The 23,670-nt window shown below is 64.5% G+C and carries 14 protein-coding genes and 1 riboswitch; of the genes, 7 read left to right on the forward strand and 7 right to left on the reverse strand.

The window, feature by feature from the left end:
• Window positions 1-113 precede the first annotated feature (113 nt).
• Entirely contained in the window at window positions 114-1,181 is a 1,068-nt protein-coding gene (locus tag PBR20603_RS11865; protein ID WP_150559736.1) for a bile acid:sodium symporter family protein, read from the reverse strand.
• A 211-nt stretch (window positions 1,182-1,392) separates the two neighbouring features.
• Between PBR20603_RS11865 and PBR20603_RS11870 the strand changes: the two genes are divergently transcribed.
• The 3 genes from PBR20603_RS11870 (at window position 1,393) to wrbA (ending at window position 3,693) form a co-directional block, all read left to right on the forward strand.
• The gene (locus PBR20603_RS11870; protein WP_150559737.1) at window positions 1,393-2,334 is read left to right on the forward strand and encodes a LysR family transcriptional regulator; all 942 of its coding nucleotides are present in this window, start codon (window positions 1,393-1,395) and stop codon (window positions 2,332-2,334) included.
• Window positions 2,335-2,567: 233 nt separating this feature from the next.
• Window positions 2,568-2,861, forward strand: a complete 294-nt coding sequence (locus PBR20603_RS11875; RefSeq protein WP_150559738.1) for a hypothetical protein — start codon at window positions 2,568-2,570, stop codon at window positions 2,859-2,861.
• Window positions 2,862-3,060: 199 nt separating this feature from the next.
• Window positions 3,061-3,693, forward strand: coding sequence for an NAD(P)H:quinone oxidoreductase (wrbA, locus tag PBR20603_RS11880; RefSeq protein ID WP_150559739.1), 633 nt, complete (start codon window positions 3,061-3,063; stop codon window positions 3,691-3,693).
• A gap of 75 nt (window positions 3,694-3,768) precedes the next feature.
• On the opposite strand, the gene blaOXA is transcribed toward wrbA, so the two are convergent.
• Entirely contained in the window at window positions 3,769-4,626 is an 858-nt protein-coding gene (gene blaOXA / locus PBR20603_RS11885; protein ID WP_150559740.1) for an OXA-62 family carbapenem-hydrolyzing class D beta-lactamase, read from the reverse strand.
• Window positions 4,627-4,808: 182 nt separating this feature from the next.
• Here blaOXA and PBR20603_RS11890 point away from each other — a divergent pair, with 182 nt between their 5' ends.
• Window positions 4,809-6,530: a hypothetical protein gene (locus tag PBR20603_RS11890; RefSeq protein ID WP_150559741.1), complete on the forward strand. Its 1,722-nt coding sequence runs from the start codon at window positions 4,809-4,811 to the stop codon at window positions 6,528-6,530.
• Window positions 6,531-6,593: 63 nt separating this feature from the next.
• On the opposite strand, the gene PBR20603_RS11895 is transcribed toward PBR20603_RS11890, so the two are convergent.
• A complete protein-coding gene (locus PBR20603_RS11895) occupies window positions 6,594-7,049 on the reverse strand; it encodes a carboxymuconolactone decarboxylase family protein (RefSeq protein WP_150559742.1) in 456 nt (151 codons plus the stop codon).
• Between the two features lie 235 nt (window positions 7,050-7,284).
• Between PBR20603_RS11895 and pdxR the strand changes: the two genes are divergently transcribed.
• Window positions 7,285-8,841 (forward strand): MocR-like pyridoxine biosynthesis transcription factor PdxR, encoded by a 1,557-nt coding sequence (gene pdxR, locus PBR20603_RS11900; RefSeq protein WP_150559743.1) that lies wholly within the window; start codon window positions 7,285-7,287, stop codon window positions 8,839-8,841.
• Between the two features lie 124 nt (window positions 8,842-8,965).
• Window positions 8,966-9,064: riboswitch (TPP riboswitch) on the forward strand.
• Between the two features lie 73 nt (window positions 9,065-9,137).
• The gene (thiC, locus tag PBR20603_RS11905; RefSeq protein WP_150559744.1) at window positions 9,138-11,054 is read left to right on the forward strand and encodes a phosphomethylpyrimidine synthase ThiC; all 1,917 of its coding nucleotides are present in this window, start codon (window positions 9,138-9,140) and stop codon (window positions 11,052-11,054) included.
• A 127-nt stretch (window positions 11,055-11,181) separates the two neighbouring features.
• On the opposite strand, the gene PBR20603_RS11910 is transcribed toward thiC, so the two are convergent.
• Window positions 11,182-12,282 (reverse strand): hypothetical protein, encoded by a 1,101-nt coding sequence (locus tag PBR20603_RS11910; RefSeq protein WP_150559745.1) that lies wholly within the window; start codon window positions 12,280-12,282, stop codon window positions 11,182-11,184.
• Window positions 12,283-12,751: 469 nt separating this feature from the next.
• Between PBR20603_RS11910 and paeA the strand changes: the two genes are divergently transcribed.
• On the forward strand, window positions 12,752-14,089 hold the full coding sequence (paeA, locus tag PBR20603_RS11915) for a polyamine export protein PaeA (protein ID WP_150559746.1): 1,338 nt from the start codon (window positions 12,752-12,754) through the stop codon (window positions 14,087-14,089).
• Here the strand turns inward: paeA and recD are convergent.
• Genes recD through recC form a run of 3 tightly spaced genes read right to left on the reverse strand, consistent with a single transcriptional unit; the run spans window position 14,061 to window position 23,469 of the window.
• Complete coding sequence (recD, locus tag PBR20603_RS11920) at window positions 14,061-16,217, reverse strand: exodeoxyribonuclease V subunit alpha (RefSeq protein WP_150559747.1); 2,157 nt, start codon at window positions 16,215-16,217, stop codon at window positions 14,061-14,063. The two genes, paeA and recD, sit on opposite strands and share 29 nt — an antisense overlap.
• Window positions 16,214-20,050 (reverse strand): exodeoxyribonuclease V subunit beta, encoded by a 3,837-nt coding sequence (recB, locus tag PBR20603_RS11925; RefSeq protein ID WP_150559748.1) that lies wholly within the window; start codon window positions 20,048-20,050, stop codon window positions 16,214-16,216. The genes recD and recB overlap by 4 nt, the downstream gene beginning before the upstream one ends.
• The gene (gene recC, locus PBR20603_RS11930; RefSeq protein ID WP_150559749.1) at window positions 20,047-23,469 is read right to left on the reverse strand and encodes an exodeoxyribonuclease V subunit gamma; all 3,423 of its coding nucleotides are present in this window, start codon (window positions 23,467-23,469) and stop codon (window positions 20,047-20,049) included. The genes recB and recC overlap by 4 nt, the downstream gene beginning before the upstream one ends.
• Window positions 23,470-23,670 lie beyond the last annotated feature (201 nt).

Raw genomic sequence — 23,670 nt, forward strand, 5'->3', positions numbered from 1 at the left:
CCGCCGGACCGGGGTGGTCGTCAAGAAGCGAAACAAACGCAATTCTAGCACTTGCGCACGACCAACGTGTGACAGCGGCCCTTGCCGGGCCGCGTTTTGCCGGGAATCCGCCTTCAGCGGCCCGCCCCGGCCTTGGCGCTGCCGTCGGACTTGCCATCGCGTACCGCCGGCTTGGCAGCCCCCGGCTTCACACTCTTGCCCGCCTGTGCCGCGCGCTGGCGGTTGGCGTAACGTTGAGCCAGGACGGCGCAGACCATCAATTGCATCTGATGAAACAGCATGAGCGGCAACACGATCGCGCCAAGCGATCCGGTCGCGAACAGCACCTTGGCCATCGGAATGCCGCTCGCGAGGCTCTTCTTCGAGCCGCAAAAGACGATGGTGATTTCATCTTCGCGCGAAAAGCCAAGCCAGCGGGCGGAATACGTGGTCACGGCCAGCATGATGGTCAGAATCACGGCGCAGCAGCCCAGCAGGCCAAGCAGTGCCAGCGGCGGAATCTGATGCCACAAGCCGGTATTCACCGCCTCGCTGAACGCGGTGTAGACCACCAGCAGGATCGAGCCCTGATCAACGATCTTGAGCACCGTTCGATTGCGCTCGACCCACTTGCCGATGGCCTTGCGCGAGAGTTGCCCCGCGATGAAGGGCACGAGCAGTTGCAGCATGATGTTGCCGATCGAGTCGAACGGCGACGCGCCGGTATTGCCGTCGTGATGGATAACGATCAGGCCCACGAGCACCGGCGTGATGAAGATACCGAACAGGCTCGACGCCGACGCACTGCACACCGCCGCCGGCACGTTGCCACGGGCAATCGAGGTGAACGCAATGGCGGACTGCACCGTCGCAGGCAGCGTGCACAGAAAGAGAATGCCGAGATACAACTGAGGCGTGACCATCCACGAGAGCACCGGTTTGAGCGCCACGCCGACGATCGGGAAGATCACGAACGTGCTGGCGAACACCAGCAGGTGCAATCGCCAGTGCGTCGCACCGGCAAGCACCGCCTCGCGCGAGAGCTTCGCGCCATGCAGAAAGAACAATGCGGCAATGGCCACGTTGGTGAGCAGATTGAAGGCGACTTCGCCCTCGCCATGCGCCGGCAGGAAGCTGGCGAGCACAACGGTCGCCACAAGCATCAACGTGAAATTGTCGGGAAGGAAACGCGGTCTGGCCATCGTCAATCTCGAATACGTCAAAAAAGACAAAGCCCGTCCGCCAGGACACGTGACGCGACGGCATGTCGGCCGCCAGCGAGGTCGTCAATCGATCAGCAGGCGATCGAAAGTGACCGGAAGTGTGCGCTCGCGATACGGGTTTTCACGTATTAGAACGCAAGGATAGTTAAAATACAAATTCATTTAAAAATTTCATTCATACCAAAGACGCATGAATATCTCGCTGCGCCAGCTCAAGGTATTCCTCGCAGTGGCTGCGCACGGCAGTTTCAGCCGTGCTGGCGAGGACATCGGCCTGACTCAGCCGGCCGTGAGCCGCTGTATCCGCGAATTGGAACAAGAACTCGGACTCAAGCTGGTAGATCGCACCACACGGGAGGTCACGCTGACCGAAGTGGGCGCTAGCCTCTCGGCAACGCTCGCCCGGGTGCTCGACGAGTTGGAGAGTGCCCTGCGCGATACGCACGGCCTGGCCGAAGAGCGTCGCGGCCGGGTGCGTGTCGCCAGCGCGCCCACGATCTCCGCCAATCTGATGCCGGAATGCATCTCGGCCTGCGCGGCCCGCTACCCGGACATCACGCTCATGCTGCGCGATCAGGTCCAGACGCTTGCGACCGACAGCGTGCGACACGGCGAGGTCGACTTCGGGGTCATCGTGGCTTCGGAAGGTACGGACGATCTGGTCGGCGAGCCCATCATGGTCGAACCGTTCCTCGTGGTGTGCGACCGCTCACATCGCTTCGCGAAGCAGGCGCAGGTGACATGGAAGGAACTCAATGGCGAGAAGCTGGTGCTGCTCGACTATGCGTCGGGCAGCCGCCCGCTGATCGATCGCGCGCTGGCCGAGCATGGCGCCTATTGTCAGATAGCGCAGGAAGTCGGCCATGCCATTACCGTCTTCCGCATGGTCGAAGCGGGTATCGGCATCAGCATCATGCCAGCACTGGCGCTGCCGGCGATGCCCGGGCTGCCGGAGAACGGCGGACGACTTGTCGCCCTGCCGCTCGTGCCGCAGCTCGATCGCACGATCATGCTCGTGCGCCGCAAGAACCGGACGCTCTCCCCCGCCGCTCAGTCCGTCTGGGAACTGATCCAGCAAATCACAGCCGGCACGCCGCATGCGCTTGCCGCCCAGACGGCGAGCCGCCCCTGACATCATGGCCGATGTCGCCCAATACCCAAATTTCCGCAGGCGTTGAGCGACATTCAGCACCATAAGCCCACTTGGGATGCGCTTTCGACGCCACAAAGTAAGTGAGCGCCTGCTACAATCCCAATACGTCGATTAGCCCCGATGGCGTGACGGCGCCCGTTGGCGTCTGCCTTGCCATCGCGCTTCGACGGCATGCCCGCGCCCTGCGGGCATTGTGTTTCCGATGTGGCGTCATGGACTTGTTCATCAAATACTTCAGCCCGCTGTGGCTCTTCCACGCGGCAGCCGATCTGTCTTTCTGGCAGCGGCATCAACTCGACGCACGCATGCAGGTCGTGAGTCGCTTCATGTGGCGCTATGTCATGCGCTGGAGTGTCATGAGTGCCATGCTGCTCGTTCCCGCCGTCGTGATGGCGCACGGCCTTGCCGCCATCGGTCTGGCGCTAGTGGGCGGCGTGTCGGCGAGCGTCACAGTGCTCATAGCGGCGCTCGCTCTCGGTTGCCTCATCGGCTCGCGTCTGCGCTAAGTCGGCTTGGGTCCGGGCCGTCTCCGGAAAAACGCCCTGCGGATCGAAATGCCCTCGCTGCGCTGGGTCATCTCGTCATGTGCTTACCCCCCGGGCGAATTCGACGTTTCGTCATGGGCGTGGACTATCATGGAACGGCTCGCCTCGCGTGGTGAATCGCCCGCGGCGCCGGCGTCTGTCGACCCTTGAGGAGATTCACATGGCCAACGCCAAGATTCTGGTGGTGTTCTACAGCATGTTCGGGCACATCTACAAGATGGCCGAAGCGGTAGCCGAAGGCGCGCGCAGCGTCGCCGGCGCCGACGTCACCGTGATGCAAGTCCCTGAGCTCGTCCCCGACGACATTCTCGAGAAGAGCGGCGCGAAAGCCGCGCGTGCCGCGTTCGCGAACGTGCCCGTCGCCCGTGTCGATCAGCTAGCCGACTACGACGCCATCATCTTCGGCACCCCGACCCGCTTCGGCAACATGACCGCGCAGATGCGCAACTTCCTCGATCAAACCGGCGGCTTGTGGGCCAAGGGCTTGCTCGTCGGCAAAGTCGGCAGCGTATTCGCCAGCACGGGAACGCAGCATGGCGGTCAGGAAACGACCATTACCAGCTTTCACACCACACTGCTTCACCACGGCATGGTTATCGTCGGCGTGCCGTACACCGAGCCGGGCCTCACCAACATGAGTGAAATTACCGGCGGCACCCCTTACGGCGCGACCACGCTCGCAGGCGCCGACGGTTCGCGTCACCCCAGCCAGAACGAGTTGAAGATCGCGAAAACGCAAGGCCGTCATGTGGCGGAAATTGCCGCCGCGCTCAAATACGGCCGCGCCTTGTAAGGTGCGGACATCGCGCGGTGGCGGCGCCGGTTGGCGCGCGCGCCGCGCGATTCACACGCAGACGTGCGCCGCGTCTCAGATCAACTGTAGATCCTTCAGCACCGCACGTACGATACGCGCGCGCTTCGGCGCATCGGCGTCGTCCTTCAGATCGATGTTCAACGCCACGCTCGTGATGTTGCCATCGCGCTCGATCCAGCCCACCCACCAGCCGATATCGGGTTTCTTGTCGACGAACCAACCCGTCTTGCCGTGCAGCACGTAATCCTGATTGGCTTCGACAATCGAGATCTGACGCACGATGTCTTGCGAGCGCGCCGAAAACGGCAACGTTCCGCGCGCGAGCCGTTGCAGGAAGTCGACCTGCTCTCGGGCCGAGATCTGGAGACTGTCGTCGACCCAATAAGCATCGGCCGCGCGCCCGATCGTGTGATTGCCATAGCCGACTTCAGCGAGCTTGGCCTGTGCAAACTGACGCGCAATCTTGTGCGAGACGATCTGATAGCACGGCAGGCACGAAACTCGGAAGGCAGTGCGCAAATCCATTGCCGCATTCCAGTGCTTCCCCCGGCGCGGCTTACCGTCCCAGGGAATGATCTCGCGCTCGTTGTCGAGGGCTCCTGACTCGAGCGCGAGCAGGCTGTTGAAGATCTTGTACGTCGACGCCGGAGACATTTGCCGCTCGGCACGCGCCGTGTCGAACGCCTGATAAGTCTGCGTGCGCGCGTCGAGCACCACAATCGTTCCCTTGACGCCCTCCGCGTCGAAGAGCTTGCCCCAGTCGGCACGCTCCGTCATGCGCACCGCAGCCGCCTTCGCCGGTTCCGTCGCCGTCGCCGTTGCCGGGGCCGCGAGCACAGCCAAAGAGAGGAACGCGAGCGCGACGCGCGGCCCAAAGACGCCGCACCGCCAGCGAGAGATCATGTTTTTCATTTCGTTATCCTTATTTCATGGGATGCCATCAAGATGGCAGGAACGCGGGCAATGGCGCTGGCCAGGCGCCGTCTTTCCGGAAGCGCTTGCAGGATAGTGTGCGTTTCGACAGGTGCAAAGCAAAGCTACCGTAACCGACGTAACCGCCGTATCATCGGTGCGCCCCTCCGACGATTTCGTAAATGCCGTGGATGTCGTCCGCCGCCCGGCGCGACTCGATACCCCTCGACGCCATGTCCGACACACCTCGCCCAAGCCTCATGCCCTCTGCCGCCGCCGAAGCGCCGGTGCTCGTCGTGCACCTCGACGCCCCTCAGAGAATCGATGGTCGGCCGGTGCGCTATCAAAGCCTATGGTTGTTGATGCGGGTCTATTACGCGGCGCATTACGAGGCGTCGTCCGTCTCGCTGGCGTCGCTGAAGATCCGTTTCGGGCCGTCGGGAGTCGCAGGCGATCTGCGCATGCTGATCAGTCGCGCGTTCTCGGACTTTGCGCGCTGGGGCGTCGCTGTCGGCTGGGGCGACGACAGGCACGCCGATGTCCGTCTGCTACCCACGCGCGGGCGAGGCAAAGGGCCCTTCTGGCTCGCCCGGCATGAGATGTCGCGCATCGTTGTGGCAATCGGAGACACCACGCCCGACGACCCGCGCCGCGCCGTTGCCGCATTCCTCGGGCTGCCGCCGGATGCGGTCCCGGACACGCAATCGCCTGCGCTCGATTACGTCATGCAGGACATCGCGTTCTGGCATCACCTGACGCTCGGGAAGCGCGACATGCAGGACGGGGTGTTCTTCGCGCCGCCGTATGCGGCTTCGCAAGGCGAGGGTCGGCGTCAGCGCACGGGCGCGATCCCGTCGTTCCATGCGGCGCAGGTGTGTGCCGTCGACGACGTGCAACGAGGCATTGCGCTGCTCGCCGAGACAATCGTGTGGCGCCGTACGGGCGACGCTGCGCGCACGAAGCAGACGCTCGCTACGCTCGCCGCGACCTTTGGCGCGAATCCGCCGGGCTCCCCGACGTTACGCGCCATGCACTGGATCGTGCAGGCGTGGCAAGCGTACGCATTGCGCGACGAGGCGGGCGCGTTTGCGCATCTGCAACGTATCGGTGACGACGCGTCGCTCGCACCGTGCCTCGTCTACAACCCGCGTATCCGCTTCGAGAGCCGTAACCTGCAGGCGTTGCTGTACAAGTCTCATGCCGCGCGCCCGGGTCCGATGGCTGCGCGGGCACAGTCGGCCGCGAATGCGCTGGCGGCCTTTTCCGACGCCCTGCAAGCTGCCTTCGAAGCAGATTCCATCGAACTCGCACAGCACGTCGCGGCCAACATCGGGTTGTCGTTATGGCTGTTCTGGCAGGGCGCGCTCATCGATTCCGGCAGACGCCTCGCCGCCACCGAGGTGCAACGTCAGGCGCTGCGCTGGATCGGTCTGTCGGAATGGATCTGCGACCGCTTCGGCGTGGGCGGCAACTCGGTCTGGAATACCGTCTTTTTGCTGCGTATCGCACGGGGCGCTGTGCCGGTGCGGCGCGACCCCGATCTGGCGACGTTGCGCGCGAGTACGCCGCTCGCCGTCGACGCCTTTCTCGACGCCGTGCAACCGTTCGGTGCGCCCTTCTCTCGGGCCAAAGGTTTCACGCGATGGACGGATGTAGTGGCCACGACGCTCGCCGATCATGAAGAGGGGCGCGTTCGCTTCGAGCCGTTGCAGCTCGCCAATCTGTGGTTCGAAATGTTGTGGTTCGCGCTGCATCAGGACGGCGACTCGCCGCAGGCGCTGCACGCCGCCCAGTCGCTGGGCCGCGTGCTGCCGATGCTGCCGCCGCCCGACCGGCGGTTCTTCCGCGACGCGCTACGGCTGATGCCGCGCGAGTTTCAGCGAGAGGTGCGCCTGGCGCAGTAGCGTTGGCTTCCGCCCGGAACCTGCTTCCGGCCGACGCGGCGCGCAGACATCAAAACGCAAATCTCAACGCACGCCTTGCGGTGTTTTCGGCAGCGGCGCGCGAAACGCAATCGCCATCCGGTTCCACGCATTGATCGTGGCGATAGCGAACGTCAGATCGGCGATGTTCTTATCGTCATAATGCGCGCGCAGGTCGGCGAACACCTCGTCCGGCACGTGGCCGTCCTGAACGTTCGTGACGGCTTCCGTCCATGCCAGTGCGGCACGTTCCGCCGGGGAGTACAACTCGGTCTCGCGCCAGGCGTTGAGAAGATACAGACGGCGCGGCTCGATGCCCAGTTTCAGGCCGTCGGCGACGTGCATGTCGATGCAGAACGCGCAGCCGTTGAGTTGCGACGCGCGCAGCCAGACCAGTTCGACCAGACCGTCGGGTAAGCCACAGTCGTGAAAATAGTGGCTCAACGTGCCCAGATGTTCATAGGCGCGTGGGGCAGCCTTGATGTAGTTCAGTCGCAGCATGAGTCGATTCTCCGTTCGGTTCAGAAATTGCCGAGCTAACAGGTGCATGCGTTCGCCAAACATGCAGCGCATTCACCCCCTGACGATACGCACGCCTTGTCTCATTCAGAAGAGCCAAAACCGAATAGAATCACCAGGCCAAAGTCGGCCGGGCCGGAAACCACAAGACATGGTGTCCGGAATCTTCCGAATCGAGCGGCTATCCCGCCCAAAACGCCACGCGAGGCATTGCGCGATGTCAGACAAATCCAGCCCTCCTGCGCTTGCAGCCTTGCATCTGGCCGATGCCGCGCAAACCATCGGCGTTCCCACCTACCGCGCGCTTTACGAACGCATCCGCGACGGCATTCTCTCGGGTAAGCTCGCGCCGTCAAGCCGGCTGCCGTCAACGCGGGCACTCGCCAGCGAACTCGGCGTGGCGCGCGGCACGGTCGAGGCCGCTTATGAGCGGCTGGTCGCGGAAGGCTTTGTCATTGGACGCGGCGCCGCAGGCAGTCGTGTCAATCCTCAACTGGACGGCACGCGTCTCGGGGCGGCCGCCAAAGCCTTGCCGCCCCGCACCCACGCCATCCGCGCGAGCCGTCCCGCGCCAGACATTGGCGAAAAGACCGAAGCCCCCGAGATCCCCGGCCGCGATTTGCCCGAGCACCCCGGCTGTATCCCGCTGAACGCCTTCGGCATGCCGATGCCGCTCCAGAACGGTATGCCGTCCCTCGACGAGTTTCCGCGAAAACTTTGGGCACGGCTGGCGGCGCGTCATGCGCGGCATCTCTCGCCCGAGGGACTGCTTTACCAGAACGCCATCGGTTTTGCGCCGTTGCGCGAAGCTATCGCGGGATATCTGGCGATCGCACGAGGCATTCATTGCGAGCCCGGGCAGATCATCGTGACCGCTGGCTATCAGGGCGCACTCGCGTTGATTTCACGGGTGCTGCTGCGCCCGGGCGACGCCGTCTGGTGTGAGGATCCGGGCTATTTCCGCGCGCAGGAAGGGCTTCGGATGACGGGTGCCACACTGGTGCCGGTGCCTGTCGATCAAGACGGTCTCGATGTCGCAGCGGGCGAGCAGATCGCCCCCCACGCACGGCTCGCGGTCGTCACCCCTTCGCACCAGTCACCCTTGTCGGTCACGCTGCCGCTCGCGCGTCGTCTTGCCCTGCTGGCTTGGGCCCAGACGCACGACGCGTGGATCGTCGAAGACGATTACGACAGCGAATTCCGCTACACCGGCGCGCCGCTGCCTGCCCTCAAGAGCCTGGATGGCGGGGAGCGAGTGCTCTATGCCGGGTCGTTCAGCAAAGTGTTGTTTCCCGGCTTGCGGCTGGGCTATCTGGTCGTGCCATCTGCGCTGTGCGATGCGTTCATCGGCAACGCATCGCTGGCGTCGCCGGCCCAGGGATGGATCGAGCAGGCCACCGTCACCGACTTCATCACGCAGGGACATTTCAGCCGCCATATCAAGCGCATGCGCCAGCTCTATGGGGAACGCCGCGCCGCGCTCGCGCAGGCACTGCGTCAATACCTGCCTGGACGCATCGAACTCGCACAACAGGCGGGCGGCATGCATCTGCTCGGCTGGCTGGAGCCACATCGCCATGATCGCGCCCTGTGCCGCACGGCGTTCCGGCACGGTATCGCACCGGGAGCGCTCTCGTTCTTCAGCGTCGCCCGCCAATTGCCGCCAGCGCTCGTGATGAGCTTCACCAACGTGCCCGAAGCGCTTGCCGTCGATGTCACCCAACGGCTCGCGCACGCGTTCGACGAAGACGACAAAGCCCGCGCCGGCACCTGACTCAGCCATCGCACGCGAGGTTTCCCTGCGCAACTTTCATGCCGCATCGCACCATCGGCCGTTCACGTTTTTCGGGACACATCGTGCTTGTGTTTGCCGGGCATGTCGGTGTATCGTTGCCGCAAAGCTAGCGCAGGGGTCCTGCAACGTGAGTTGTGGGTGAGAAATACCCTTAGAACCTGATCTGGATAATGCCAGCGCAGGGAGCGTAGAAGTTCCTCGCCCCCGTTCATGCCCCTGAGCCGCTTTGCGCCGAATTTGTCGGCGTCAACACGTGCCCCGCCAGGAGACATTGCATGAACGCCAATCCGAAGTTCCTCTCAGCCAACGCGCGCGTGGACGAAGCCGCGATCGCACCGCTGCCGAATTCCCGAAAGATCTACGTCACCGGCTCGCGCCCCGACATCCGTGTTCCGATGCGCGAAATCTCGCAAGCCGACACGCCGACGAGCTTCGGCGGCGAGAAGAACCCGCCGATCTTCGTCTACGACACGTCGGGTCCGTACACCGATCCCGACGCTCGTATCGACATTCGCTCCGGCCTGCCCGCCTTGCGCGCCGCCTGGATCGAAGAGCGCGGCGACACCGAAGCGCTGCCGGGCCTGACTTCCTCGTTCGGCCGTGAGCGTGCCGCCGACGCCGCGACCGCCGACCTGCGTTTCCCCGGCCTGCATCGCACGCCGCGCCGCGCCAAGGCCGGCAAGAACGTGACGCAGATGCACTACGCGCGTCAGGGCATCATCACGCCCGAGATGGAATACATCGCCATTCGCGAAAACCTGCGCCGTCAGGAATATATCGAAAGCGTGCGCAACGCCGGCCCGCAAGGCGAGCGTCTGGCCAAACTGCTCTCGCGCCAGCATCCGGGGCAGCATTTCGGCGCCAGCATTCCCGCCGAGATCACGCCGGAATTCGTGCGCAGCGAAATCGCCCGCGGCCGCGCCATCATCCCCAACAACATCAACCACCCGGAATCGGAGCCGATGATCATCGGCCGCAACTTCCTCGTGAAGATCAACGCGAACATCGGCAACTCGGCCGTGACGTCGTCGATCGGCGAAGAAGTCGACAAGATGACGTGGGCGATCCGCTGGGGTGGCGACACGGTGATGGATCTGTCGACCGGCAAGCACATCCACGAGACGCGCGAGTGGATTCTGCGCAACAGCCCGGTGCCCATCGGCACGGTGCCGATCTATCAGGCGCTCGAGAAGGTGAACGGCAAGGCCGAAGAGCTGACGTGGGAAATGTTCCGCGACACGCTCATCGAGCAGGCCGAGCAAGGCGTGGATTACTTCACGATTCACGCCGGTGTGCGCCTCGCGTACGTGCCGATGACCGCCAACCGCATGACCGGCATTGTGAGCCGCGGCGGCTCGATCATGGCCAAGTGGTGCCTCGCGCATCACAAGGAAAGCTTCCTGTACACGCATTTCGAAGAGATTTGCGAAATCATGAAGGCATATGACGTCGCGTTCTCGCTCGGCGACGGTCTGCGTCCGGGCTCGATCTACGACGCCAACGACGAAGCACAACTCTCCGAACTGAAGACGCTGGGCGAACTCACGCAGGTCGCCTGGAAGCACGACGTTCAGGTCATGATCGAAGGCCCGGGCCACGTGCCGATGCAGCTCATCAAGGAGAACATGGATCTCCAGCTCGAGTACTGCGACGAAGCCCCGTTCTACACGCTCGGACCGCTCACGACCGACATCGCGCCGGGCTACGACCACATCACCTCGGGGATCGGCGCCGCAACCATCGGCTGGTACGGCACGGCCATGCTGTGCTACGTCACGCCGAAGGAACACCTCGGCTTGCCCAACAAGGACGACGTGAAGGAAGGCATCATCACGTACAAACTTGCCGCGCACGCCGCCGATCTGGCGAAGGGCCATCCCGGCTCGCAGATTCGTGACAATGCCCTGTCGAAGGCACGCTTCGAATTCCGTTGGGAAGACCAGTTCAATCTGGGCCTCGATCCGGACAAGGCACGCGAATTCCACGACGAAACGCTGCCGAAGGATTCCGCCAAGGTTGCCCACTTCTGCTCGATGTGCGGACCGCACTTCTGCTCGATGAAGATCACGCAGGACGTGCGCGATTACGCCGCCAAGCAGGGTATTACCGACGAAGCGGCGCTCAAGCAGGGCATGGAAGTGAAGGCAGTCGAGTTCGTCAAGAGCGGCGCCGAAATCTATCGCCGCACCTGACGTGATGGGCTTGCGCGCCGTAAGTCACGCTAAACGCGCGCAAGCCAATCGCCAATGCGAAATGCCAACGCGCCCGGCGAACACCGGGCGCGTTTTTTATGGCTGACGTGCTGCGCTCATCCTGGGCCTATCCCCGCGCTGACACATCGGTTGTGGTGCCGCCCGGCGCCGTCGGCAAGCCTCGCATCGTGAGTTGGTTGCGCAGCCGCTGCGTCGCGATGTGCGGTGGCTTCGACGACATCAACGTGGCCAGCGCTGTGAAGGCCTGCGTGTTTGACGCCGGCAGCGCCGCCGCATCCATCACTTCCGCGTGGCGCATCTCCCAGTGGCGCTCGCCGAGTTGCTCGATGCCGAGGGTGAGCTTGACCCATTCGTCGGTGCCAAGTCCGACCGAGGACGGCAAATCGGATCGCACCATCGCCTGATGCATCGGCAGGCCGTTGGCGCACCCCACGCGAAGCATCCACTCGGTGCTCGCACGCGTGGGCAGAACGCGAGATCCCTGATGCAGGCGCTCGCACACCTTCCCGATGAACGTGGCGGGCGACTCCAGTTCGTCGCACGCTCTGGACCACTCCTTCTTGCCAGCGAGCGCGGGGTGGCCCGTCCACCGCCTGGCGGTGTCCGCGACGATGGTCGTTACGTCGTCACGGCTCGTTTCGAACGGCACCGTACCGTTGCGCCCGCCCGTCCCGAGTAACGACCCATTCACGATATCGCGGCAAATCTGTGCGCGCTCGCTGCGGTCGTCGGGCATGCAGACCGGGTGATGGCGACCGTCCAGCGACCCGAGCCGCGCATTGATGTTGTACGCACTGGCGCAGACATGAAGGGTTTCTATAGCGGACGCGCTCAGCACCGGTTGCACGCCACGCGTTACGCCGCTCGTGGGGGCAGCCAATGGCGTCTGGGGAAGATCGGTAGTGTGCACGTCGGCGGGCACCGCAAGGAACGCATCAGAGGATTTCCCGGGTGAGGCTTCGGATTGCGCCGAAGCGCCCAGGAAATCGTCGCCGAATGCCTTGTTCATGCTTTGCGGCACCGGCATGGCGCGCGTATCGCGTACCGTCCAGGGGTGCGCTACCGCCTCGGCGCGGGCGTTCGCAATGCGCACCAGCGGGATGCCGGCGGCATTGGCGAGTCCTGCCCCCTGATCGAGCACGATCGGTGCCGGTGCCGAAATGTTGCCCATACCGGGCGAGTAATGGGATGCCTGTATGCCATTCATCGTCGTGCAGTCCTCAGAAAAGAGAAGCGTGGCCCATCGCCACGGCTTCGACACGGCGTCGAAGCGGCTTTCACGATGCCCGAGGGGGTGAACGCCCATTGTCGGTTCTGTACACGAGGTCTCGCAGCTCGGGTAAGGCACCGCCCGGACGTAGACAGCGACGCTCAGCCCCCGGCCGGCCTGACAGGAAGCGCTGTCGGCCTGCCCCGAACTTATGGCATGCTATCGGACAGCGGTACAGCCGACGCGGCTGACGCGGCCCGCCAGACGGGGCACACGGCACATTTCGCTCGCCGTTGGCACCGGAACGGGGACGCGCTTCCCGCGCTCCCGCCCGAAAGCATCTCAAAATGATGGCCCACCGGCCTTGTTTTGAAATGTTTCCCTGCTACCGGCCCCTTCCCCGTGCGAACGGGTCCGGCCTGCGTCGCGGCAATGTACCCGCTCTCGCACTTTCAGGGATAACAATATGAGTGGTTACGGTTTTCTTTTCAGTATCTTCTTGCTGGTTCTGGTGAGCGCCTTCTTTTCCGCCGCCGAAATCTCTCTGACCGCCGCCAAACGCACCAAGCTGCAGGTGCTCATGGAAAAAGGCGACCTGCAGGCCGTCAAGGTGCTCGCGCTCAAGGAGCAGCCCGGCAATTTCTTCACCGTCGTGCAGATCGGCGTCAATGCGGTTGCCGTGCTTGGCGGGGTGCTGGGCGAGAGCTTCCTGACCAGTTACCTGTTCGGCTGGCTCTCGACGTTTACCGATCAGGCGCTCGCCTTGCGGCTCTCCGGCATCGGCTCGTTCCTGTTCATCACGATCGCCTTCATCCAGTTCGCCGATCTGATTCCCAAGCGCCTCGCGATGGTCAATCCCGAGCGGGTCGCCACGGCCATCATCGATCCGATGCTGCTATGCCTGAAGGTCCTGCGCCCGCTCGTCTATCTGTTCAACGGGGTGGCGAACATATTCCTGCGCATGTTCAAGCTCCCCACCCATGCCATCGAGAACATCACCTCGGAAGACATTGCGGCCATGGTCGGCGCAGGGGCGCAAGCGGGTGTGGTCCGCAAACAGGAACTCCACTTGATCGAAAACGTGTTCGAGCTGGAATCGCGCACGGTCGGCTCGGTCATGACGTTTCGCGACGACGTGGTGTACTTCACCATCGCGGAAGACGAGCGCAGCATCCGCCAGAAGATGATCGAAAGCCCGCACTCGAAATATCTCGTGTGCCGCGACGAGATCGACAACGTGCTTGGCTACGTCGACTCGAAGGATTTGCTCCAGCGTATTGCCAGCGAAGATCTGTCGAGCGTGATCCGCAATCTGGATCGGCTCTATGCGAAGAAACTGCTGGTCATTCCCGACACGCTCAATCTGTCCGAAGCGCTTGCGCGCTTCAAGGAAACCCGCGAGGGCTTTGCCGTCATCATCAACGAATACGGTCTGGTCGTGGGCGTGGTGACGCTTAACGATATCGTGGGCGCGCTCATGGGCGACGTCATTCACCCTGCCGACGAAGATCAGATCGTGCAACGCGACGAGCACTCGTGGCTCGTCGACGGCGTGACCTCGGTCGAAGACGTGAAAAAGGCGCTCGATATCGACGAACTTCCCGGCGAAGGCGAGTTTGAAACCATCGCCGGGTTCATGATTTATCAGCTCAAGCGCATTCCGAAAAAATCCGAAGCGACCGAGGCTGCCGGCTACAAGTTCGAAGTGGTCGACATCGACAATTACAAGATCGACCAGTTACTCGTCACACGTTTGGGCTCGGTGGCCGAGGCCGCTATCGCAGCGTCGAAGCCGGCATCGTAGCCAATACCTCCCTCAACCGGTCGGTCAATCCGCCATCGCGCTGCGTCGGCCGCGCGATGGCCGACGCAATCACCGGCCACGGCGCGTAAAGCCATGCCTGACGACGTGCCCGGGTCACCCCCGTGTAGATCAGCTCGCGCGACAGCACCCGGCTCGCCTGCTCCGGCAGCACCATCGCCACGCGCTCGAATTCCGAACCCTGCGACTTGTGGATCGTCATGGCGAACGCCGTTTCATGCGCAGGCAGGCTAGCGGGCGAGTAGAGGCGATACGCGCCGTCCGGCGTCGCGAACGCCACACGCAGCGTGCCGGACGGGCCGAGGGGTAACGCGATGCCGATATCGCCATTGAACAGGTTCAGCGCGTACTCGTTCTGCGTCACCAACACCGGGCGCCCCGCGAACCACGCGCCGCCCCCCGCCCCGAGCGCGGCTCCCGCCCGGCGGGCCAGCAGCGCCGTGAGTTGCGCGCCGAGGAACTCGACACCTCGCCGTCCGCCTCGGGTCGCACACAAGACGCGGAACTGGCCGAACGCCGAGAATACCGGTTGCGCAACCATGGAGATATCGGCAGGGGTCGCCGCCGCCGGGTCGCCAAGTTGTCCGATCGTCGTCACCGCTTCCGCGAGCGCATCGAGATACGCCGAATAGCCGTCGGCCAGCGCGCTCAGATTGGCGGGTGACAACTGTATGCCGCCATCCTCGCAAAGCATCACGCGGTCTGCGCCCGCCTCATCCCCTCTCGGCTCTCTCTCTGCTCGCGCTGCCCCCCATTCCGATCCTGCGGCGGCCAAGCGCGTATCGCGCTCGCTGTCGGGGAGGGTGAACTCCTTGCGCGCCTCGATGACCTTGCCCGCCTTGATGGCGGTGGCCAGACGGCCAATGGCCGAATGAGCGCCGAATCGATAGGTGCGCTCCAGCCACACGACGGCGTCTTCGAGACCCTGCGACGCTCGCGCGTCTGGTCCTGCCACGCCCTGTTTGCCGTTGGCGCTTGCCGCCAGCGGCCCTGACCGGGGCGGTTCGTTCGCAGGCCATTCGAGGGCAGATAACAGGCGCAAGCGCATGTCCGGGGAAAACGCACGTTGTGCACTCAGTTCCCCGAAGACGGCTCCCGCCTCGACCGCTGCCAATTGGTCTTTGTCCCCCAACAGGATCAGACGTGCGCCTTCAGGCACCGCTTCGAGCAACTGCGTGGCCATCGACAAATCGATCATCGATGCCTCATCCACGACAATCAGATCGTAGGGCAGCGGGTTGCCCGCGTGGTGGCGGAAGCGACGGCCGACCTGTTCCGCAGATTCGGGCAAGACGCCAAGCAACCGGTGCAACGTCACCGCCGCGTCAGGCAGCGCCTGACGTACTGATTCCGGGAGATCCTGCCGCGCGCTCAAGGCCTCCTGCATGCGCTGCGCCGCCTTGCCTGTGGGCGCCGCGAGCGCCACCCGCAGGTTGGCATCGCGCTCCAGCAGGCACGCGAGCAACCCCACTACCGTGGTCGTCTTGCCTGTGCCGGGGCCGCCACTGAGCACCACCAGCGAGCGTTGCAAGGCAAGTGCTGCTGCCGCCATTTGCCAGTTGGGTTCGCGTTGCCCTTCCGGCGAGGCGAGCACGCCCTCACCAAAGTAGCGCCTCAGACGCGCGCGGTCTTCCGACGTCACCGGCGTACGCGCGCTCAGCGATAACTTGCGCCCGAGCGCCGCCGCCAGACGAGCCTCATAACCGTAGTATCGCGCGAGATAGAGCCGATCCTGATCGTCGAGCAGCAACGGGAAGGCGTCGGACTGCGCGTCGCCCGCCAGCGCCGACGCGAGATTGGCCGGGGCGCACAAGCCGCTGGCGAAGAGCGCATCACGCCAGACGGACAAGGCCGGTGCATCGCCGGGAAACAGTTCGCCGCTGGCTTGCGCATCCAGCAGATTATCGAGCGGCACGCAGACGTGACCCTCCGCCGTGGCGAGACTCACCGCAAGCGCGGCACGCCAGACATAGCGGCACGTCACGTCTTCCGCTCCATGCCCGCGCGCGAGCAGCGCCATTCGGCGTGCAAACCCCTGAGCCAGCCGCACGACACCGCTATCGGCCAGCGAGGCACTGGACGAATCTCCCATATGACGCATATCGCTCATGCGCCCTCCCCGTCGGCGGCAGCGGTACCATTGCGCGCGTCAAGCGACAGCGCTTGTGCCAGCGCCGCGTTTTCGCCCGCAGCGAACAACCGGTCGAGCGCTTCGACCATCTCTCGCGACGGCTTGTCGAAGAAGACCCCCGGCACATCGTCACCTGCCAGATGCGCACTGGCCCAGTCAGGCCGAACGCCCCGGACAAAGAGGTAGAGGCTGCCCCCCATATCGCGGTCGTAATCGTAGTGAGGCATACGCCGCTGCAAATAGCGGTGCAACGCCAGGGTATAGAGCAGGTATTGGAGGTGATAGCCATGCTCGGCCATCGCTTCGCGCAGGCCGTCTGCGCCGTAGTTCTCGGGTGCCGTGCCGAGGTAGTTCGACTTCCAGTCGAGAATCCACCACTGACCGCTATGCCGGAACACCAGATCGATGAAGCCCTTGAGGTAGCCACGCAACACCGTAGCGTCGAGCGGCAGATCCGGGTATCCGAACTGGCGCAACAAGCCACGCAACGCATCCAGCGACACGGCATCGGCCGGATACGTGAACTCCATTTCGGTGAGCCGCTCCGTCAACGCAACGTCAGCCAGATGCAGGCCGGGACGCAGCGGCGTCGCAAGGGTGTCAGCCAGCATGTTCATCATCATGGCCCGCCACGTATCGTTGTGTTCGGCACCGCGCCCCGGCGGACGCTCGCGCAGCGCTCGCGAGACAGCATGCGGCCACTGCGCGCGCGACTGGAAGTCGGCCAGTTCGAACACACGGTGCAGACTCTCGCCGGCAGCGGGGCCGCGCGGGAAACGAAGAATGTCGTCCAACGGCGGCCAGGCATCGTCGCCCTCCGGCGGCAAAGCAAACGTCGGCCCGGCATTCGCTTGCGCGTCGTAGTCGGGACGTGTGCGCTCCGGCGCACTGAGCTGACCGCCGCCTAATTGCGGCCCTGTGTGCATGCCGGCCAACAGGCCCGAGAAGCTGCCAATGCGCCAGACTTCACGCAAAGCCCGCGTACTGGCACGCGTGGTGATTTCGGGTGCCGCGTCGTGCACGACGCGCGCACCGGCATCCAGTGCAGCGCCTGTCGGCAGCGGCACGACGGCCAGAGGGCCCCCAGCCAATACCTTCCACGCCGACCGGATCGTCGCCACCCGTTCGTCGGTATCGACCGTCGAGGTGATCCAGGCGTCGAACGCCATGCCCTGTCCCGCGGCCAACCAGTTCAGCATGCCGCCACATGCCTCTTTCACGCTCCGGCGCGACGAGTAAATGCCCGCCGCCAGATAGCAACGATAAACCGCACGCGTGAGCGCCACGTACAACAGCCGCGCCTGCTCTGCCGACTGCTCCTGCCGTAGCGCGGCCGCCGCCGGTGAGCCCTTGCCGGCCGCGTCTGTGAAGTCGATGACCGCGGTCGGGCCGTCGTGATACTCAAGTCCATCGAGACTTCCGCCGTCACGCACCGCACCGTCCCAAAGGAACGGACAGAAAACCACGCCGTACTCGAGCCCCTTCGATTTGTGAACGGTCACGATCTGCACAAGATTCTGATCCGACTCGAGTCGCAATTGGGCTTCCTCGCCGCCACTCACATTGCGTTGCGATGCCAGCCAGCGCAGCAGTGCAGGCATGCCCGGCTGCTCCGCCCAGCGTGCCTGCGCAAGCTCGGCCAGATGCATGAAGTTCGTCAGACGCCGTTCGCCACCCGACTGCGCAACCAGACGTGCCGCCAGCCCCAGCTCTCGCATCAGCGTGCGCCACATTGCCGAGAAGCCGCGGTCGCTCCACAACTGACGATAGCGTTGCAATCGCTCGATCCACGCGATCGCTTCCGCATCGGAGGCTTCGCTGGTCTGCATGCGATACAGGGCCGTTGCATCGAGCCCGAACAATTCGGTGGCGAGCGCCGCACGCAGCGCACGCACGTCGCCGGGTGACTCCACCGCGCGTAGCACGCGAAGCAGCGTTTCCGCTTCCTCACTCGCAAACACGGAGTCCTGTGTCAGCTCCACACTCCCTACGGCATGTTCCGCGAGCATCGCCTTCATCAACGCCCCCTGCCGGTGCGTCTGCACGATCACGGCAATGTCGGCCGGGGCGAGCGGCCGCTCGCCCACGCGTACCTCGTGGCGTGACGCGCCCGCGAGCAAGCGCGCCACCTCGGCGGCCGTGGCACGCGCGCAGGCTTGTTGCGCTTCGTCCTTCGACAGCGGTTCGTCGTCGTCCGGCAGCCACCAGACGGTGAAGTCGGCGACCTCGCGGACATCGGAGAACGGCGGACGCCGCCGAGCCCCCGGACGCACCGGCGGGTATTCGAGTCCATCGAGCACGAACGCCCGATCGTTGGCCCCGAACAGACGGTTGCCCGCCTCGATGATGGCCGGCGTCGAGCGCTGATTCACGGCGAGCGTATATGCCGCGTCGGCGTTCTCGCGGGCGGCCAGATACGTGTGGAGATCCGCCGCCCGAAAGCTGTAAATCGCCTGCTTCGGGTCGCCGACCATGAACATCGGTCCCGGGGTCTCGTCCGGCGCAGATGTCGCCCGCTGCCCATACACCGCACTGAAAATGGCGAACTGCAGCGGGTCGGTATCCTGAAACTCGTCGATCAATGCGCAGGGATATCGGGCGCGCAAGGCGTCGGCCAGATCGGGATGCTGGGTCAGCGCGCGCGCGATATTGCCAAGCAGATCGTCGAACGACACCACGCGCAACTCACGCTTGCGAAGCGCCAGTTGATCGGGAGCCTGGGTCAGCCACTCGCGCAGAATCCGCAGCCATTGCATCGCGTAACGCTCGTCGGCGTCGGCACGCGCGCGCACGAGAACGTCGGCCATCTCGAAGAACCGGTGATCCGGTGGCGTCTCGCCCTTCTTGATGTCCTTGGCCAGTCGCGTCGTCGTGAGCAGTTCCGCCTTGGGACTCAGCAGCGCGCCTGCGTCGCGTGCATTGAGGTAGCGCTGCCATGCTGATACGGCCTGGGCGAGCGACGTCTCGTGATAGATGTTCTTCTTGTACGACGGCAATGCGGCACGCATCAGATCTGCAATCACCGAGGCCTCGGCTTCCCAGCAGTCGGAGGCCACCGCATAAGTCGCGAGCAATGCCGAGTCGGGCGACGTTTGCGCGTCGCCGTCCACCGCTGGGGGCCAACGCAGTTCAGACATCGGCTTCTTCAGACGGCGCGCCAGTTGGTCCGTGAGCGTGCCCGGCGAGCGTTTGCGATCCACCAGCCACGCGGCGAAACCGTCGTCCTGCGCCGCCAGCGGTTCAACCACACGTCGCCAGAATTCGACCGCCAGATCGTGACGCACGCCGTTGTCGTCCGGCACCAGTTCGTAGGCGAACGGCAACCCGGCGGCGAATGGCACCTCTGCGAGGGCGCGTTGGCAAAACCCGTGAATCGTATGAATCGATGCCTGATCGAACGCGCGTAACGCGGTTTGAAGACAGTCGCGAATGGCCTTCGGCGCCATCTCACCGCGATCGATCAACCCCGCGATCATCACGTTGAACAGGGGATCGTCGCTGGCATCGGGATCGAAGTCCGGAAATTCGTCTTCTGCGTCTTCGTTTGCCGCGTCGTCGTCCTCACCGAAAACCGGCGCCATCGCAGCGACCAGTCCGGCCAGCCGCCCGCGGATGCGCTCACGCAACTCGGCTGTGGCGGCATTGGTGAAGGTGACGACGAGAATCTGCTCGACCGTGAGTTGCTTTTCCAGCAGCAAGCGCACGTACAGCGCACAGATGTTCCAGGTCTTGCCGGTACCGGCTGACGCCTCGATGAGGCAAACGCCGTCGAGATCGCAACCGAAGACATCGAGGTCGATGAGCTGCGTCATGCGCCCTCCACGACTTCAAGGTGTTGCACCACCGGACCGAATATCGTGTTGGCGAGCCAATCGAATGGCGATGCCAGCGGGTTGGCGACGCCCCGCCAGATCAGTCGCGTGTAGGGGTCGTCCGCGTCGCCGCGCGCGAAGGCCGAACCCAGCCACGCACTCTCGGCCTCACCGGGCTTGCCGGTACTCGCCAGCTTCCAGGCGCTGCGCGCAAAGAATGGCAACGGTCGCGTCTGCCCCAGCCGATACAACGCCACCCACTGCCCCAGCAGCGTGGCCGCGTCATCCACCGCACGCAAGGCAAACGTCTCGTCTTCCCCGTACCAGAGGGTTCTGGCCGCCACATCCAACCCGGCATGCCCGGGTTGTTGAAGATGCGCACAAAGCGCGAGATGCGCCAGCCACGCAGCCAGCAGGTCGCTCGGACGCATGCTGCCGTATCGATACATCACCAGCCCGTAACGCGACACCGGCGCCAAACGCCCCTGCAACAGGCATTCCGCAGACAGGGTGGCGTCACCGTGCCATTCCGTATCTGTCGACTCGCGCCACGACGGCGGCAACGCAGGTTTCAACGGCAGCGTCACCAGAAGCTCCTGCGTGCCCTCGGCTTGCGCCTCCCTCACCTGCGTCGCCAATGCACGCAGGCCGCCCAGTTCCCTTCGGCGCCAGACGGCACCTGTTGCCCCGCCCGGCAACTCGTGACTCACGTTCGCAATGCGCTCGATGGCGTCGGTGTGCGTGCGCACATCGCGCCCATCGTGACGCAAGAGCCGCGGCAGCAAACGCGCCGCGAGCGCATCGCGTCCGGCCCAATCGAGTGCGAAAGGCTCTTCGTCTTCAACCTCGGTCAACATCTCGCCTAGCGACAGGCCCAGCCTGTCGCGCGCCCAGGCTCTGCCCGGGTGACGCCAGAAGCGCAGCAGGTCATCGAGCGTCAGATGGGTTTGTGCGACCGCAGGCAACGGCTCACGCACGAAGGGGACGGCGGGAGCCTCCGGTGCGGGAGACGCCAGTTGGTCCGCCAACTGCTGCGCCGCCTCGCCATTGGACGCGTCGTAACTAAACAGGGACGCATCGTGCCCGTCGAAATATGCCGGAGAAAACGGCTGCAACGGATGCAACACCACCAGACGCTCGCGCGCTTCGCGCTGGTCCTCGAGGCTGTACCCTTGCGACACCGGGGCAAGAAACTGCCCGGTGAAGTCGAGCAATTCGTCCACCGCGGTCGATGGCGGCAACGGCGCGTTGTCACGCACACTTCGCCCGGTGTAGGTCATCAGAAAGCGATCCTGAGCACTCAGCATCAGATCGAGGAAGAGATTGCGCTCGTCGTCGCGGCGCTGGCGATCGCCTCGCTGTGGCAGCGCACGCATCAAGTCGAATTCGTCGGCCCGCACACGCCCCGGCAGCACGCCGTCGTCCATACCGAGCATGCACACGACACGGTACGGCAGCAGCCGCAGACTCGGAATCGCCGCGAACGTCACCCGTCCCGACGGCACGCCGCCACGGGTCGGGTCGTCGAGCGCATCGGCGAGCACGCGTGCCACCACTTCCACGGGCACCCGCACTTCAGGCGCGCCGTCGGCAATGGCAGAACCGATTTGCTCGATGGCCATGCGCACTTCGGCGACATCGTCGGCAAAACGCGGTTCGTCGGAGAAAAATTGTTCCAGCATGGCCAGCAACTGATCGCGCCACCCGAGCCCTGTGCGTTCGGTTTGCAACGCCACGGCTGTCGCATCGAGATCGTCGATCAGTCGCGCCAATTGGCCCAGCAGTTCGGCACGTCCCCCTTCGATTCCCCCGACAGGCAGCCAGTCATCCACCGGCATCGCGTCGTCGGGTAAGGCGTAGCCAAGGAATAAACGCATCATGGCATCGCCCAGCGTGTGCCGCTCCAACGCGGGCGCCACGCCGGCTTCGGCTGCCGATGCTGCCGCCGTGTGCGGCGTATCGAGTCGCAGCAGGGCATCGCCACGCCAGCCGCGCCGGGCACCGGCCGCGTGAAGCCAGTTCTGGATGGCGTCGAGGGCGTTGCCGCCCAGGTCGTAGCATTGGGCCACAGCCTCGGTGCGCGCCAGCTCCACGAGACTCGACGCCGCCACGCGCTGCTGCGGCAACGCCAGAATCGACGCAAAGGCGCGGGCCACCGGGTTGGTCCGCGTGGGCGGCAGACCGGTGACCAGATAGGGGATGCGCGGCGTCGCGGTACCAAACACGGCATCGATGAGCGGTGCCGCCCGGCCGAGATCCGGCACGGTGATCAGCACGTCGTCGGGACGCAGATCGGGAATCTCGTCGAAGCACGCCAGCAATCGGTCGTGCAGTACTTCGATTTGACGCGCGAGGCTGTGGCATACATGCACCTGCACCGATCCGTCGGCACCGACACCCTCGGGCGGCCCATAGCGGCCGTCGTCCAGCGAGAGAATGCCGTTTTGCAGAGCGGCGAGCAGCGTCGGCGCGGGATTGGGCTGGAACAGCGCCCGGTCCTCCACGGCTTGCGGCGCAAGGTCGGCGTACAGGGCGTCAATGTGCGACTGCGTCTGCCGGCCCCATTCGGCGAGCAACGGATGCCCCACTTCCCGGTGGGCCGCCCCGTCCCGGCGCATCAGATACGACAGACGCGACGGCGGCACAATATCGAACCAGTAGCTCTCGCACGGGTTGAGCACGTATAGGTGAACGTCGATCAGGCGAGACATCGCCTTGAGCAACACCATCGACAGCGGCGGCATCGACGAGAGCGCGAACACCGATACGCGCGACGGCCATCCGGCAGGCACGGTCTGCGGCGTCAGTTGCTCGATCCGGTCGATAGCCCTCAGCGTCGGGTGACGCTCGCGAATATCGAGATGCGCCAGCACCTGCCGCCACAATGCGCTCTGCCACGCTTCGTCATCGCGCTGAACCTCCCCCCAGCCCGTGGCCGCCCCCGGCTCGATGACGTCGCCGGACTGCCACCGCTCGAGCCAGTTCGGCCGGTACGTCAGGTATTGGTCGTAAAGGTGTGCCAGACGGTCGGCCAGCTCGAAGCGCATCACATCGTCCGCGCCCGACAGATAGCCCGCCAGACGAGGCGAGGCCGCGACCCACGGCTGCGCCAGACATTGGTACAGCGGCCAGACGAGACGGTCCGGCGCAAACGGCGAACTCTCCGGCACCGTGAGCAGCTTGCCTGCCATGTCCCACAGCCATTGGGCGAGGTACGTCAGACGGACGTTGGCGCACACGCCGAAGACATCGGCATAGTCCAGTTCGAGCCGGCGCCGCACCGCCACACTTGGCACGACGATGGTTTCCGTCTCGAACGGATTGCCGGATTCACCGGCACCGCCAGGTGCCTGGGCGAGATCGCGCAGCAGCGCGGCTTCGAGCGTGGTGAACCGGTTGGAGAAGAATAGGTGGAGCATGCGGGCGTGGCGGCTGAGCGAGTCTGTTCGCAAGCATAGCAAAAGCACCGCGGCGAAGCCGATCGGGCAGATCCGAAAACCTGCCCCATCATGAGTGACACCGGCGTCGCGCCGCCTCGCAAGCACGTCCTCGCACCGCTTGTCACCGGCGGTATCCCCTCTTCGCGGCGCGCGGGGCTTCGGCTAGACTCTCAATGCGCC

Origin of the sequence: Pandoraea bronchicola (assembly GCF_902459805.1) — a bacterium.
Taxonomy (GTDB): Bacteria; Pseudomonadota; Gammaproteobacteria; order Burkholderiales; family Burkholderiaceae; genus Pandoraea; species Pandoraea bronchicola.